This is a genomic window from Curtobacterium sp. VKM Ac-2922, from assembly GCF_022815645.1.
Taxonomy (GTDB): domain Bacteria; phylum Actinomycetota; class Actinomycetes; order Actinomycetales; family Microbacteriaceae; genus Curtobacterium.
In genome coordinates this window covers 1-14580 of the sequence record NZ_JALGRO010000018.1, presented here as the reverse complement: position 1 = coordinate 14580, position 14580 = coordinate 1, and the positions used below count along the sequence as shown (strand labels likewise).

The following is a 14580-nucleotide window of genomic DNA, read 5'->3' as shown; positions in this document are numbered from 1 at the left end:
ACATCGAGCGAGCAGCAATCGTCGGGTGGTCCACACGGACCCGACGACTTCTGCTCCCTCGACCGCGCACGGCGCGCACGCGCGACGCGCTCACACGCGGTTGAGTGCGTGCACCGCCTCGTCGTAGGACTCCTCGGCCAGCCGCACGCGGTCCCCGGCCAGCACGCCGTACGCGAACGTGCTCTCGCCGGCGCGCTCGGCGATGCCCGACAGCGTCCGCAGTGCGTCGAGCGCCCAGAGCGACCGCACCCGCTCCGTCAGCACCTCGGCCGCGGTGCCGATCCGCTTCCACAGTGCGTGCGGGAAGGCGTCGTCGCCCAGCACGTCCATCGCGAGCCGGGCGCGCATCGTCCCCTGCCAGGCGAGCTCGGTGGCGGCGCGGTCGGCTGCCTCGCGTGCGGCTGCGGTGTCCGAGGTGTCGTCGGCCACCGCGTCACGGACGAGTTCGCGCACCTCGGGCTTCACCGTCGCGGTGACGTCCTGAGCGACCTTCTTCGGCGACCGCAACGACCACGGGGTCGGTGTCGGCCGCTCGACCGCGTCGTCGAGGGCGTCGAGCAGTTCCAGGAACGGTTCGCCGTGCAGCGCGGTCACGACGTCGCGGACCGCTTCGTCGCGGCGCTCGCGGGTCGCCGCCAGGATCCGCTCCCGCGTCATCGCGTCGACCAGCTCGTCCTGGGCGGGGCTGCTCGCACGCGGCAGCCGCTCGACCAGGTGGTCGGCCAGTGCGGCGCGCGCGGTGACCTCCGCCAGGTCCTCGGCGCCGGCAGCTGCGCGGTCGAAGACGTCCCCGTCGGGGAAGGCCGGACGGTAGGTCTGCAGGATCGCGGCGAGTTCGAGGGTGGTGGCGGCCGTCTCGCGCAGCTCGGCGTCCTCGCCGGACCGCAGCCGGGCCTCCTGGACGAGCAGCGCGGAGCGCAGCTTCCTGAGCCGCTTGGTGATGACGCGGGCGGTCGTGCCCTTGTCGGGCTTGTCGGCGGTCTGGAGGCGCGGTGCCGGTGCGCCGGCCAGCCCGCGTGCCAGCTTGGATGCGACGGCGGCGGGGCCGGCCCCGACGGCCTGGAACCGGCCGTCCAGCGATCCGAGGAACTCGTGCGCGATCTGCGGGTCGACGCCCGGGACGGTCTCGACCTCGACCTCGCGCCAGGTGCGCGGGTCGGCCGGCGCGTCGGCGTCCAGCCGCTGGGCGCTGACGCGGTCGTCGGCGAGCTCGGCGATCTGGTCGCCGTCCTCGTCGAGCAGGCGGGTGACGGTGCGCGTGGTGGTGATCCGCACGACGGGCTGCAGGCCCCGTCCGCGGCGCTCGGTGAACAGGGCCGCCAGGACCTCCACCGGCACGGTGTCCGCGTCGTCGGTGAGGGGGAAGTGCTGCTCGTGCCGGACGGTGTCGGACTCGGCGCGCTTGATGTGCCACCCGGCGTCGTGGCCACCCGTGCGACGACGGACGGTCACACGGGCGGCGACCAGGTCGTACCGCGCGGTGTCCCAGTAGGTCGCGTCGAGTTCGAAGGGTTCCTGGTGGTCGACCTGCAGGATGCCACCGACCCCGATCAGGTCCGGCAGGTCGGCAGTGTCGGGCAGGTCGTACGTGCGCTCGATCTCGAGGTGCGTCTGGGTCACACGTCCCTGTCTACCAGGGCGCACCGGTGGACCGGACCGCTCAGACGCCGGGGTTAGCCTGAGGGGATGAGCGAGACGATCTCCCGCGACGCGTTCGTGCCCCAGGCCGGCGGCGTCACGATGTTCACGACCACCTGGTGCGGCTACTGCAAGCGCCTGAAGAGCCAGATGTCCAAGGCCGGCGTGCCCTTCACCGAGGTCGACATCGAGCAGACCCCCGGCACGGCCGAGCTGGTCGCCGAGGTCAACGGCGGCAACCAGACCGTGCCGACGCTGGTGTTCCCCGACGGCAGCACCGCGACGAACCCGTCCCTGGCCGAGGTGCAGTCCCGCATCTGAGGCCGGTGCGGCTGGTGCGGCGCCGACGCGTGCTGGTCGCACGGTTCGCACAACCGAGAGCACCCTGCGCCACGTGAATCCGTTGCGCAGGGTGCTTTCGGTTGTGCGTGCCGGGTCTCAGCCCTCGAGCGCGTCGGTCAGCAGGGCCGCCATCGCGTCGAGCTGGATGTCACCCGAGTCGACCAGTTCCTCGTCGGAGCCGTCGAGCGCCCGCGCGGCCAGCCCGGCCTTGGAGTCGATGAGCTCGGCGATCTTGGTGTCGATCGTCTGGGCGGCGATGATCCGCCACGCGGTGACCGGCTCTGCCTGCCCGATGCGGTGCACGCGGTCGATCGCCTGGGTCTGCTCGGCGCTCGTCCACGACAGCTCGGCCAGCACCACGTTCGACGCCACCTGCAGGTTCAGCCCGACACCCGCGGCGGTGAGCGAGCAGACGATCACCGCGACGTCCGGGTCGTTCACGAACGCATCGATCTGTGCGGTGCGCTGCGTGGGCGTCTGGTCACCACGGATGGTGGCCGTGCGCAGACCACGGCGGGCGAAGACCTCTTCCGCCTGGTCCATCACGTCGAGGTGCTTGGCGAAGAACACGACCTTGCCGACGTTCGAGGCCAGCTGCGCCGCGTAGTCCGCCGCCAGCTGCGCCTTGGCACGGCCGATGCGCCGCACCATCGAGAACACGTTCTCGCCGGTGGACGATGCGTCCTGGTCCTCGAGCTCCCAGCGGGCGACCTGGCGGACCAACTTGTGGTCGATGCCCTCGACCGGCGCCTGACCGGTCCGGGCGTCGAGCGCCTGGTGGTAGCGCTGGACGAGCTTGGCGGTGAGTTCGCGTTCGGCGTCGCGGATCGAGCGGCCCTCGTCGCCGTCGAGCTCGACCGGGATGTCGGCGATGCGCCGCGCGGGGATGTCGGCCGCGACGTCGACCTTGCGGCGCCGGACGATGCCGAGGTCGATCACGGCACGACGAGCCTCGGAGAAGAACCCCTGGTCTGCCGGGGTCAGCCCGATGTCCTCGAGCTCGTTCATGAGCTTGGCACGAGGCTTCTTGTCGTCGATCCAGCCGAGGTACTCCCAGATCGTGCGGAAGTCCTCGACGGAGTTGATCAGCGGGGTGCCGGTCAGCGCCATCATCAGGGGCGCAGCCGTCCGAGCGCGGATCGCCTCGGCCAGCTGCAGCACGAACTTCGAACGCTGCGAGTCCTTGTTCTTGATGAAGTGCGCCTCGTCGACGACCATCCCCTTGAACCCGAACGCGCTGAGCCAGCCGACGTGCCGGTCGAGGATCTCGTAGTTCACGATCACGACGTCGGCGAAGCCGTCCAGGTCGTCGCCGTCCCCGTGGATGACGGTCGCCTGACGGTTCGGCACCCAACGGGCTGCTTCACGCGCCCAGTTCGTCTTGACCACGTTCGGCACGACGACCAGCAGCGGGTACGCCCCGGCTGCCTCGGCCGCCAACAGCGACTGCGCGGTCTTGCCGAGGCCCGGCTCGTCAGCGAGCAGGAACGTGCGGTGACCCTCGGCCACCGCGGCGACGAGCTCGGCCTGGTGCTTCATGAGGTTGGTGCCGGAGAGCGTGCCGAGCGGACCCGGGTCGGGCAGGTCCATCGACGCCGCGCCACCACCCGCGCCGTACTCGAACGACTTGAAGAGCGGACCGAACAGCTCCCAGTTCGCCAGGCGTCGCGGGTGCGCGACGGGCTGGTCGGCCAGGGCGAAGTCCGGCGGCAGGAACGGGTTGGCGAGCTGGCGCTGCACCACGGCCTGCGGGACGACGGCACGCTCCTGCGCGGTGGACGCCGGCGCCGGCTCGGCCGCGATGACCAGGTCCTCGGGCTGCATCTCGACGCCGCCCGCGATCATCATGTCGCGCTTGACCGTCCGGGTGGCCTCGGAGACCGAGGCTTCTTCGGTGAGCAGCTGGATCACGCTGGTGTCCCGCGCTGCCGTCTTCGCCAGGATCGTCGCCACGCCGTCGAGCCGCTTCATCTGCTCGGCGCGCTGCGCGTCGGTCAGTGTGGCGTCCGCCTTGACCCGCGCACGTTCCTCGCGCATGAGCAGGGCGACCGCCTGGAACTTCGTGCGGTTCGTCGTCTTCAGCGGTCCGCGCTGCGCGGCTGCCTCGACCTCGCGCACCGCGCGGGCGAGCACCGGGATGACGCCGTCGTTGTCGAGCGGCCGGGTCCGGCGCGACGCGGTCCGCGTCCCACCGGCTGCACGCCGCGTGCCTGATCGAGCCAAGGCTCCTCCTGTTCCGCCCCGCGACCGGGGCGAGCCGCCCGACCGGGCGGAAGTCTCGTCGATGCGTCCGTCGCACCGATGCCGGCGACGGGCCAGGGTGGCCCGCCGATCCCCACGACGTCTGTGCGACCGATCCCATCGAGGGCGCCGGGTGACGTCCTGCCGATGCGACGGTCTGCGCGGAGGGATCCGGCGCCGTCGCACGCACGCGAGGCTGCAGGGCTGGTCGCCCCGGGCGTTCGCGGACCCGGTGCCCACGTCGACCACGTGGTCGACTCGTTGCGCCAGAGGACGACGCGACGCGCGGGCACGCGGTGCGTGCGCGGTCAGTTTACTCCCGGACCACCCGTCCAGGCGACTCCGCGATCCCCGCGCGCGTCGGCGCGGGGGACGGGCGTCAGCGCTGCGGTGCGGACCGCGGGCGGCTGGCCGGGTCGGACGGGAGGAGCGGGGCCGGTACCGCGAGCGCCGCACGCGTCGCCGCCAGCAGCTGTTCCGCGGTGGCGATCCCGTTCGCGGAGCCCGTGGTGGCCTGGCCGCCGGCGTGCGCCAGCAGCTGTGCGCCGATGGCCGGCCCCAGGCGTTCAGCCTCGATCGGGTTGCGCGCCGCCCAGTCGCGGGCGATGCCGTCGGCCAGGCGCTCCGCTGCCGCGCCGCGGTCTGCGTCGCCGCGCGAACGGTGCCACAGCCCGGTGACGACCAGGTGTGCGACCACGGCACCGATGTCCCGGACGGCGTAGCCCCAGCCCGCCGTGTCGATGTCGAGCAACCCGGAGATCCGCCACGGCTCGGCCTCGTCGACGAAGACCTGCTCGAGGTGCAGGTCGCCGTGCACGACCTGTTTCGTCGCCGCGGCCCAGCCGATCGAGCGACGGCCGATCGCGTCGTAGAGCTCGTCGATCTGCTGCGCGTCCTGGGGCAGCGCGGACACCAGGGTGCGGCGGTGCCAGTCGGCGTGGTCCATCGCGTCGGCACGGGCCTGCTGCGTCATCGGCACCGTCGCGATCCGCCCGGTCAGCGCGGCGAGCGAAGCGACGAACCGCGGGTCGTCGGCGATGTCGAGGATGCGACTGCCCGCCGGCACGCCGCGGATGCGCTCGAGGACGAGCAGTCCGTCCCCGCGGCTCGACAGCACGCGCGGCACGGGGAGCCCAGCGGCGACGAACTGCTCGTGGGTCCGCACGATCGGCGCGACCCGGTGTGGCCGGACGACCTTCAGGAAGAGCGTTCCCTCGGGCGCGTCGACCCGCACGACGGCGCGCTTGCCCGGGCGGTAGGCCGCGACGGTCAGGGTCGGGTTCGTCACCGGCATGCCGAGGGTCGTCAGGAGTTCGGCGACGGCGTCACGGTAGGTGACCTGCGGCAGGACGGGCAGTCCCGGGTCGTTCGGGTACGCCCACACCGACACCGGCTCGTTGGTGGCGGGATCGGTGACGAGCGCACTGTTCTGGTCGTGGTTGCCGCCGGTGTCGACGTAGGTCAGGACCGTGGCGCGCTGACCGGCCCGGTCGACGGTGTCGACCTCGTAGCCGTACAGGTAGCCGTTGCCCGACGGCTCGACCGAGTGGGCCCGCGCGGCCACGACGGACGTCCCGGAGCCGACGAAGGCCTCCGGGATGACGCGCTCGTGATTCGGCCACACGGGATCAGTCAACCGTGTCGGCACCGTTTCGTCGCGTTCGTGCACGGCTCGGCGTGCGGACCGTGGCTAGCGTTGGGGTCGTGAACCCGGTCGCGCGCCTCCGCAGCTCGAAGCGCACACCCCTGCTGCAGGTCGTCAAGACCGCCGTCGCCGTGGTCGCGGCCGTCCTGCTCTGCCGCCTGCTGATCCAGGGACCGTTCCCGACCTTCGCGGCCATCGCGGCGCTGCTCGTCGTGCAGCCGAGCATCAACCAGTCGTTCGTGAAGGGCCTCGAGCGGAGCGCCGGCGTGGTCCTCGGGGTCGTGCTCGCGACCGGGTTGCACTTCCTGCTCGGGGACTCGGTGTGGGTCGTGCTGCTCGTCATCGTGCTCGCGATCACCATCGCCTGGGCACTGCGCCTGACGCCGACCTCGGCCACCCAGGTCGGCATCAGCGGCATGCTCGTGCTGACGGCCGGCGTGGTGACGCCGAACTACTCGGCCGACCGGGTGCTCGAGACCGTGCTCGGCGCCGCGGTGGCCCTGGTCGTCAACGCCGCCATCGTGCCGCCGGTGCTGCTGCGCCCGGGGCACCTGGCGGTCGCTCGGCTGGCCCGGGACACCGCGGTCGCGTTCGAACGGGTGGCGATCGGCCTGACCGAGGGGTGGGACCACGACCGGTGGCACGAGGCGCTGCTCCGGGCGCGGGCGCTCCGCCAGCAGCACGCGCAGGCCGAGGCGTCGCTGGGGTCGGCGCAGGAGTCGCTGACGATGAACCCGCGGGGTGGCCGGCTGCGGACGGTCCTGGAACGGGACGTGGTCGTCGCCGAACACCTGCGGGTCCTGGTGACCCGCGTCACGGGCATGACCCGGGCGATCCGGGACAACACCGCCCCCGACCTGCGTGACGACCCGATGGTGGGACGCATCGCGACCGAGGTGGCGCGCATCGGCGCCGACCTGCGGGCGCTCGGGGCACAGGTCGAGACGACGGAGCTCGCCGTGACCCAGGACCTGCACGTGGGCGACGACCCGCACGAACCGGCCCTGACGGCGCCGCTCGCGGTGGTGCGACCGAACTCGCGGCACTGGATCCTGATCGGCGCGCTGCTCGAGGACATCCGCCGCGTGCGCGAGGAGCTGCTCGGCGAGGACGACTGAGCTCTGGCGGCGGGCCGGCGCTACCGCCGGGCGCCGGTGACCGGGGCGGGGTCGTGGGCGGCAGCCATGGCGGCGACCGACGCCATGTCGACGATCTCGCCCCAGATCGCGCACGTGGGCCGTTCCGCGTCGGTCGCGTCCACGTCGATGTCGGCGAACCGTCGGATCTCGGCGACCACCGCCTGGTGTCCGGCCTCGTGGGCTGCTCGACCCGCCATGTCCGGCACCGCACCACGCAGCTCGGCGATGATCCGCGCGCGCAGGTCGTCGTCGACCTCGGCGAGGGTGCGCATGCTCTTCCAGGCGGCGTCGAGTTCGACGCGGAGGCGGGCGATGGCCGGGTGGTCGGCTCGTTCGGGTCGGTCGATCATGGGTCCCCCAGAGACAGGACGTTCTGTCGGGTACAGCGTCCACCGCGGAGCTTACCAAGCGCTCAGGGACCGCTCATGTCCCTCGATCGCGGGCCACCGGGCGCGTCCGCACGGGTCCGACTGTGACGAGATTCAGTCAGGATGCTCGTGGGAACGCCACGAACGTGACGTTCGATGCCAGAGTGGGTCCCAGGAGGTCCACTATGCGGTTGTTGGTGGTCGAGGACGACGACGAGATGCGCGCCCTCATGGAACGCGGGCTCGCTGCCGAGGGGTACCGCGTCACGGCGGTCGAGAACGGTGTCGAGGCGCTCATCGCGCTCGGCGAGCAGGCGTTCGACCTGGCGGTGGTCGACGTCATGATGCCCGGCATGTCCGGGTTCGAACTGGCTCGACGGATCCGCGAACGCGAGGACCCCGTGCGGATCCTCCTGGTGACCGCGCGCGACGCCGTCGACGACCGGGTGTTCGGTCTCGACGCCGGTGCCGACGACTACCTCACGAAGCCCTTCGCGTTCGCCGAACTGACCGCCCGGCTCCGCGCACTCGGGCGACGCGAGGCCACCGGCGCCCCGCGCACGATCGAGGTCGGCGACGTCTCCATCGACTCCGAGGCCCGCCGGGTCTCGATCCAGGGCCAGCGCGTGGCCGTCAGCCCGACCGAGTTCGCGCTGCTCCGACTGCTCGCCCGCTCCGTCGGCACCGTCGTCGACCGGCCCAAGATCCTCGAAGAGGTCTGGGACGGGTCGCAGCACGTCGACCCCAACGTCGTCGAGCAGTACATCTCGTACCTGCGCAAGAAGCTGACGTCGCACGAGGCAACCGTCGCCATCGCCACCGTGCGCGGCCGGGGCTACCGCCTCGACCTGCTCGGTTCCTGACCCGCAGACCGCACTCCCGATGCGTCTGATCAGGCCGCTGGGCCTGCTGTCCCTCCGGTCGCGGATCACGATCGGCTCGACCGCCATCGCGGCCGTCGTGATCGTGTTGCTCGTCCTGGTCATGCGGTTCCAGGTCGTGAGCGTGGTCGCGTCCGCCACGCACACCCTGCTCGACGCGGACGCCGACCCCTACGTCGCCACGCTCGAGGTGGACAGCGACCCCGCACTGTCCTCGCCCGGCAACGCCCAGCTGGTCGCCGTGGTCTCACCGACCGGCGAGATCAAGCTCTCGACGATGCCGAGCCGGGTCGAACGCGCGCTCGGCAGCCTGCGGTCGACCGAAGCCGGTACATCCGTGATCGACGTCTCCGGGTCCGAGTACCGCGTGGTCGTCGAGCACCCGGTGAACGGTGCCGGCCGGTGGACCGTCGTGGCGGCCCGCAACTCGCAGGCCGAGGCCCTGGTCGTCGACGACCTGACCACCACCCTGTCGATCACCGGCCTCGCCATCCTTGTGGCGTTCGGCATCGCATCGTGGGTGCTCGCGACCGCGGCACTGCGCCCCGTGAACCGGATGCGCCGCGAGGCCGAGCGGCTGTCGGTCGCCCCGGAACGGGCCGAACTGCCCGTCGGTCCGGCGCAGGACGAGCTCGCCTCGCTGGCGACCACCCTCAACGCGTTCCTGGCCCGCACACGGCAGGCGACCGAGCGCGAACGCCAGATGGTGTCCGACGCGTCCCACGAGCTGCGCACCCCGCTGGCGATCCTGACGACCCAGCTCGACCTGGCGTCGCTCGACGCCGACGACGCCCAGGCGCTCGCCGGCCACATCGAGCGGGCGAAGAACAACGTCGCCCGCCTGTCCCGCCTGGCGAACGACCTGTTGACGCTGTCCCGCATCGAGGAGTCCGAGCGGCGCTCCGAGGACGGCGACCAACGCCCGCTGACCGCCTGGTCAGACCTGGGCGACGAGGTGATGGCCGCCGTCGACCGGGTCCGTCTCATCGCGAGCACGAAGGACGTCACCGTCGACTTCGACCTCGAGGCACCCGAGTCCGGTGCCACCGAGCCGCACTACCACCTGGACACCGGCGGGATGGCGCAGCTCGTCACGAACATCGCCGGGAACGCCGTGGCGGCGCTCCCCCGCGGCGGCGGCATCCTGGTGACCTGGCGGACGGACGGCGACGTGGGCGAGCTGCAGGTCACCGACGACGGCCCCGGCGTCCCCGAGACCTTCGTGCCCGTCGCCTTCGACCGGTTCACCCGACCCGACGAGGCACGCAAGTCCCGCCCGGCACCCGACCCGGCGACCGGCGTGATCCCGCTGCCGGGTGGCTCGGGTCTGGGGCTGGCGATCGTGCGTGCGGTGGCCGAGCGTGCCGGCGGGACCGCGTCGCTGCGGAACGTGCGGTCGGGGGGCCTCGAGGTCACGATCCGCGTGCCGGCGGCGCACTGAGCACGCTGGACGACCCTGCGGCGGTCACTGGAAGTCGCGGGACCGTGTCCGCACGGACAGCGACAACCGCTCGATGCGGTCGGCGACCACGTTGACCACGCCCTCGGGTGAGCGCTCGAGGATCCCCCGCACCACCACGGCCGGCGACTCGCGCGCCACCCGCCGGTAGCGTCCCCACACCCCGACGCTGCAGATCACGTTCACCAGACCGGTCTCGTCCTCGACGTTGAGGAACGTGATCCCCGACGCCGTCGCCGGACGCTGCCGGTGGGTCACGATCCCGCCGACCTCGATCCGCCGACCGGTTTCTGCCGCTGCCAGGTCCGCCACGCTGAGCACCTTCCCGACGGACAGGCGCTGGCGGACGTGGGACACGGGGTGGTCGTCGGTGGTCATGCCCGTCGACCACATGTCGGCGATCAGGACGTCGCCGCTCGTCATCTGTCCGAACAACGGCGGCTGCACGACGACCTGGGTGTCGGGCAGCTGGTCGGGGCGTTCGGCTGCCGCCTGTGCCGCGGACCACATGCCCCCGCGGCGGTCGACACCGAACGGCGCGAACGCGTCCGCTGCCGCCAGGGCCTCGAGCTGCGCGGTGGTCAGTCCGACCCGGCGCGCCAGGTCGGACATGTCCGTGAAGGGACCGTTCGCGTCGCGCTCCGCGACGATGCGTTCCGCGGTGCGTCGACCGAGCGAGGCCACCTCGACCAGCCCGAGCCGCACTGCCGACCCGCCGTCCCGCCGGTGCCGGGCCGTGTCGTCGGGCCGCGTCCTGTCGAAGGGCAACACCGGCGGCTGCTCGGTCTGCAGACAGGCATCGTCCCCGAGTCCGTTGGCGGTCCCGCTGGGACCCTGCCCGTCGTCCCCGGACCCGGCAGTACCCTCGATCGGCTCGAGCGTGGCGTCGACCCCGGACCGCAGGATGTCCGGCCGGAGCACCTGCACCCCGTGCCGTCGGGCGTCGGCGACCAGCGTCTGCGGCGAGTAGAAGCCCATCGGCTGCGCCCGGAGCAGGGCGGCCAGGAATGCGCCCGGGTAGTGCAGCCGCATCCACGCGCTGGCGTAGACGATCAGGGCGAAGCTGATCGAGTGGCTCTCGGCGAAGCCGAAGTTCGCGAACGCCTGGATCTTCGCGTAGATCGCGTCGGCGTCCGCCCCGTGGATGCCGTTGTCCGCCATGCCCGCGTAGAGCTTGTCGCGCAGCCGGTCGATCTTCTCGTGCCCACGTTTGGACCCCATCGCCCGCCGCAGCAGGTCGGCGTCGTCCCCCGAGCAGTTGCCGACCGCGATGGCCATCTGCATGAGCTGCTCTTGGAACAGCGGCACGCCCAGGGTCCGTTCCAGCACCGGTTCGAGCGACGGGTGCATGTAGGTGATGGGTTCTTCGCCGGTGCGGCGACGGATGTACGGGTGTACGGCGCCACCCTGGATCGGCCCGGGACGCACCAGTGCCACCTCGATCACCAGGTCGTAGAACCGCCTGGGCAGCAGCCGGGGCAGCGTGCCCATCTGCGCGCGGGACTCGACCTGGAAGACCCCGATCGTGTCCGCCCGGCACAACTGGTCGTAGACGCCCTGCTCCTCTTTCGGGATGGAGTGCATCTCCCAGCGCTCCCCGCAGTGTTCTGCCGCCAGGTCGAACGAGTACTGCAGCGCCGCGAGCATGCCGAGCCCGAGCATGTCGAACTTCACGAGCCCCATGTAGGCGCAGTCGTCCTTGTCCCACTGCAGCACCGTGCGGCCGTCCATCCGTGCGTGCTCGATCGGCACGACCTCGCCGACGGGGCGGTCGGTCAGCACCATGCCGCCCGAGTGGATGCCGAGGTGCCGTGGGAACCCGAGGACGTCGCTGGCCAGCCCGACGACCGCTGGTGGGATGTCGTGGTCCTGGCTCTCGGTGATCGATCCCCACCGCTCGACCTGCTTCGACCAGGCGTCCTGCTGACCGGGGCTGTGGCCGAGCGCCTTCGCCATGTCGCGGACGGCCCCCTTCGGCCGGTAGGTGATCACGTTCGCCACCTGGGCCGCGTTGTACCGGCCGTACTTGTCGTAGACGTACTGGATCACCTCTTCGCGCCGGTCGGAGTCGAAGTCGACGTCGATGTCGGGCTCTTCGTCACGCATGGCCGACAGGAACCGTTCGAAGGGCAGGCCGTACCGGATCGAGTCCACCGCGGTGATCTCCAGCAGGTAGCAGACGGCCGAGTTCGCCGCCGAGCCACGCCCCTGGCACAGGATGCCGCGACCCCGGGCGAACTGCACCATGTCCCGCACGATCAGGAAGTACCCGGGGAAGTTCTTGTCCTCGATCACGGCCAGCTCGCGCTCGATGCGTGCCCGCTTGTGCGGGTCGACCCCGTCGGCGCTGCCCGGGTAGAACCGCCTGGCGCCGGTCCAGGTGAGCTCGCGCAACCACGACATCGCGGTGTGCCCGTCGGGGACGTCCAGGTCGGGCAGCCCGGGCTTGACCGTCTTCAGCTGGAACCCGATCTCGTCCGCGATCCGCACGGTGTTCTCGATCGCACCCGGGTACCGCGCGAACCGTCGGGTCATCTCGACGCCGGACCGCAGGTGCGCCGTGTCGGCCGCCGGCAACCAGCCGTCGAGCTCGTCGAGGCTGCGGCGCGCCCGGACCGCGGCGAGCGCCGTCGCCACCGGGAAGCGGTCCGGCGTGGCGTAGTGGACGTTGCCCGTCGCCACGAGCGGCAGCGCGTGCCGAGCGGCGAGCGTGGCGAGCAGGTCGTTCCTGGCGCTGTCGAGTGGGTCGCCGTGGTCGAGCAGCTCGACCACGACGTTGCCGGTGCCGAACCGGTCGAGCAGTGCCCGCAGTGCGGTGTCGGCCGCCGACTCGCCACCCTGTTCGAGCGCCTGGCGCACGGTGCCCTTCCGGCACCCCGTGAGCACCCGCCAGTGCCCGTCGCCCCGTGCGGCCAGGTCGTCGAGGTCGTACCGCGGCCGTCCCTTCTCGGACCCGGCGGCCAGGTGTGCGCTCGTGATCGCTCCCGCCAGCCGGTGGTAGCCGTCCTGCCCGTCGGCGAGCAGCAGCAGGTGCGAGCCCTCGGGGTCGGGCACACCGTTCTGCGGCGCCGTCAACCCGAGTGAGAGCTCGGTGCCGTAGACGGTGCCGACGGTCGGGTACGCCTCGGCGACCTCGGCCATCCGGGCGGCGCCGTACAGCCCGTCGTGGTCGGTCAACGCCAGGGCGTGCAGGCGCAGGCGGGCGGCTTCCTCGAAGAGGTGCTCGGGCTGGCTGGCGCCGTCGAGGAAGCTGAAGGTCGAGTGCGCGTGCAGTTCGGCGTACGGCACCGCGGGCGGCCCGTCCGTGCCGTCCGGCACCGGTGTCTGGGGCGCGTAGGGCTCACGCTTGCGCGACCACGCCGGGCTGTCGCCGCCGTCGCCGTCGTGCGAGGACCCGGGGCTCCGCTTGTCGGACAGGGCGCGCTCGAACGCCGACCACGAGATCGGCGGGTTGCTGTAGCCCATCAGGCCCCCCTCGTCGTCGTCACCGCAGGCGGTGCGACCGTCACCGCACGCATCGTCACCGCACGCGGTGCACTCGTCATCACACGCATCGTCGTCGTCACGTCGCGATCGCCTCGGCCCACCAGCGGTGGTCCGCCAGCACGAGGTACCAGGCGCGACCCTCGGCGTCGACGAGCTGCAGCCGGTGCAGCCGCCGCCCACCGGCTTCCCACCAGCGCACGACGAGCGGCCACGGTCCGGCCCACGCCGTCACCGCCGCGAAGCCCCCACCGCGGTCGCCCTCGGCACGGAAACGACCGGGGACGCCCGACAGGACGCCGCGCTCGTCGACGTCGACGCTGGTGCCGTCCACCGCGACCACGTCGACCGGACGCGGTCGTTCGAGCACCGTGGCGGGTGGTGGCCCCGGCAGCTTGCCGGGCCAGGGCCGGTCGCGCACGGTCGCCAGGGCGCGCTCGCCACCGGGCGGGGCGTCACCCCAGGGAACCAGGACGATGCGCTCGGACAGGGTGCGCCCGCCGCCGACCCGGGGGCTGACCACCCCGTCGTGACCGACCATGCCCTGGATGCGGGCGAGGCCGTGGTGCACGCGCTCGTCCGGTCCGGAGCCCCAGAGCCCGCGCTCGTGGTTCGCCATGTCGTCGACGGCCACGGGTTCGAGCACGACCGAGGTCACCGGGGCTTCGAGCCCGGTCGGGTCGACACCACCCGCCAGCTGCCAGCGCACCCGGTCGACCACGTCGGCGGCGTCGAACCAGCGGGGGTGCGCCCACGTGCGCTCGAGCAGGATGTCCCGCTCGTCGACGATGCCGACACGGATGGTGGTGGCCACGAGCCCCGCGGCCCGGAGTCGCGTCGCGAAGTCGTCCGCCGACCGCCGGAACGCGAACGCGATCTGGTCGGCGCGGTCGAGCGGGGGCTCGAACGCGGCTTCCACCCGGAGCTCGGGCGGGACCGCGCGCGCAGCGATCTCGCGCGGGTCGCGCCCGGCTGCCAACCGGTGCAGGAACGCCCCGGGCACGCCGAACCGGTCGCGGACCTGCTCGTCGCTGAGCGCCGCGAACTGCCCCAGGGTGACGATGCCCAGCCGGTCGAGCACGGTCGCCAGCTCCGGGTCGCCGAGCACGCCGAGGGGCAGCGACGCCAGGAACTCGGCCGAGGCCGCAACGGGCACGATCCGCACCCGCTCCCCCGGGCGCACCGGACGGGCACGGGCGGCCTGTTCTGCCGCGAACGGGGTGTCCGCCACCCCGGCTCGGACCATCGGGGCGCCGTGGTCGGCCGCGATGCCCGCCAGGGTCGACGCGGCGGCTCGTTCACCGCCGTAGTAGCGCGCCGGCCCCCGGGAGCGCAGCGCGAGGGTGCCGGGGCGGACCACCTCGACGCCGGGCACTGCGGCTTC

General features: G+C 72.4%; 10 protein-coding genes. 4 read left to right on the top strand and 6 right to left on the bottom strand.

The genetic code is table 11. The features are described 5' to 3' along the window. Nucleotides 1-90: 90 nt before the first annotated feature. Nucleotides 91-1620, bottom strand: coding sequence for a CYTH and CHAD domain-containing protein (locus MT346_RS17375; RefSeq protein WP_243564352.1), 1530 nt, complete (start codon nucleotides 1618-1620; stop codon nucleotides 91-93). A gap of 66 nt (nucleotides 1621-1686) precedes the next feature. Between MT346_RS17375 and MT346_RS17370 the strand changes: the two genes are divergently transcribed. Then, nucleotides 1687-1959 carry a mycoredoxin gene (locus MT346_RS17370; RefSeq protein WP_243564351.1) on the top strand — a complete coding sequence of 91 codons (273 nt, stop codon included), beginning with the start codon at nucleotides 1687-1689 and terminating at the stop codon, nucleotides 1957-1959. A 117-nt stretch (nucleotides 1960-2076) separates the two neighbouring features. On the opposite strand, the gene MT346_RS17365 is transcribed toward MT346_RS17370, so the two are convergent. Together MT346_RS17365 and MT346_RS17360 are read right to left on the bottom strand one after the other, a co-directional pair. Further along, on the bottom strand, nucleotides 2077-4203 hold the full coding sequence (locus tag MT346_RS17365) for a DEAD/DEAH box helicase (RefSeq protein ID WP_243564350.1): 2127 nt from the start codon (nucleotides 4201-4203) through the stop codon (nucleotides 2077-2079). A gap of 397 nt (nucleotides 4204-4600) precedes the next feature. Continuing rightward, a complete protein-coding gene (locus MT346_RS17360; RefSeq protein WP_243564349.1) occupies nucleotides 4601-5845 on the bottom strand; it encodes an aminoglycoside phosphotransferase family protein in 1245 nt (414 codons plus the stop codon). A gap of 80 nt (nucleotides 5846-5925) precedes the next feature. On the opposite strand from MT346_RS17360, the gene MT346_RS17355 reads away from it, so the two are divergent. Next, on the top strand, nucleotides 5926-6984 hold the full coding sequence (locus MT346_RS17355) for an aromatic acid exporter family protein (protein ID WP_243564348.1): 1059 nt from the start codon (nucleotides 5926-5928) through the stop codon (nucleotides 6982-6984). 20 nt (nucleotides 6985-7004) lie between these two features. Here MT346_RS17355 and MT346_RS17350 read toward each other — a convergent pair whose 3' ends face one another. Further along, the gene (locus MT346_RS17350) at nucleotides 7005-7355 is read right to left on the bottom strand and encodes a hypothetical protein (protein WP_243564347.1); all 351 of its coding nucleotides are present in this window, start codon (nucleotides 7353-7355) and stop codon (nucleotides 7005-7007) included. A 203-nt stretch (nucleotides 7356-7558) separates the two neighbouring features. Here MT346_RS17350 and MT346_RS17345 point away from each other — a divergent pair, with 203 nt between their 5' ends. Both MT346_RS17345 and MT346_RS17340 read left to right on the top strand, forming a co-directional pair. Further along, nucleotides 7559-8236, top strand: a complete 678-nt coding sequence (locus MT346_RS17345) for a response regulator transcription factor (protein WP_243564346.1) — start codon at nucleotides 7559-7561, stop codon at nucleotides 8234-8236. 19 nt (nucleotides 8237-8255) lie between these two features. Continuing rightward, complete coding sequence (locus MT346_RS17340; protein ID WP_243564345.1) at nucleotides 8256-9695, top strand: HAMP domain-containing sensor histidine kinase; 1440 nt, start codon at nucleotides 8256-8258, stop codon at nucleotides 9693-9695. A 24-nt stretch (nucleotides 9696-9719) separates the two neighbouring features. Here MT346_RS17340 and MT346_RS17335 read toward each other — a convergent pair whose 3' ends face one another. Then, the gene (locus tag MT346_RS17335; protein ID WP_243564344.1) at nucleotides 9720-13178 is read right to left on the bottom strand and encodes an error-prone DNA polymerase; all 3459 of its coding nucleotides are present in this window, start codon (nucleotides 13176-13178) and stop codon (nucleotides 9720-9722) included. Between the two features lie 97 nt (nucleotides 13179-13275). Then, nucleotides 13276-14580, bottom strand: a 1305-nt coding sequence (locus MT346_RS17330; protein WP_243564343.1) for a DNA polymerase Y family protein, incomplete at its 5' end; no start/stop codon positions are given.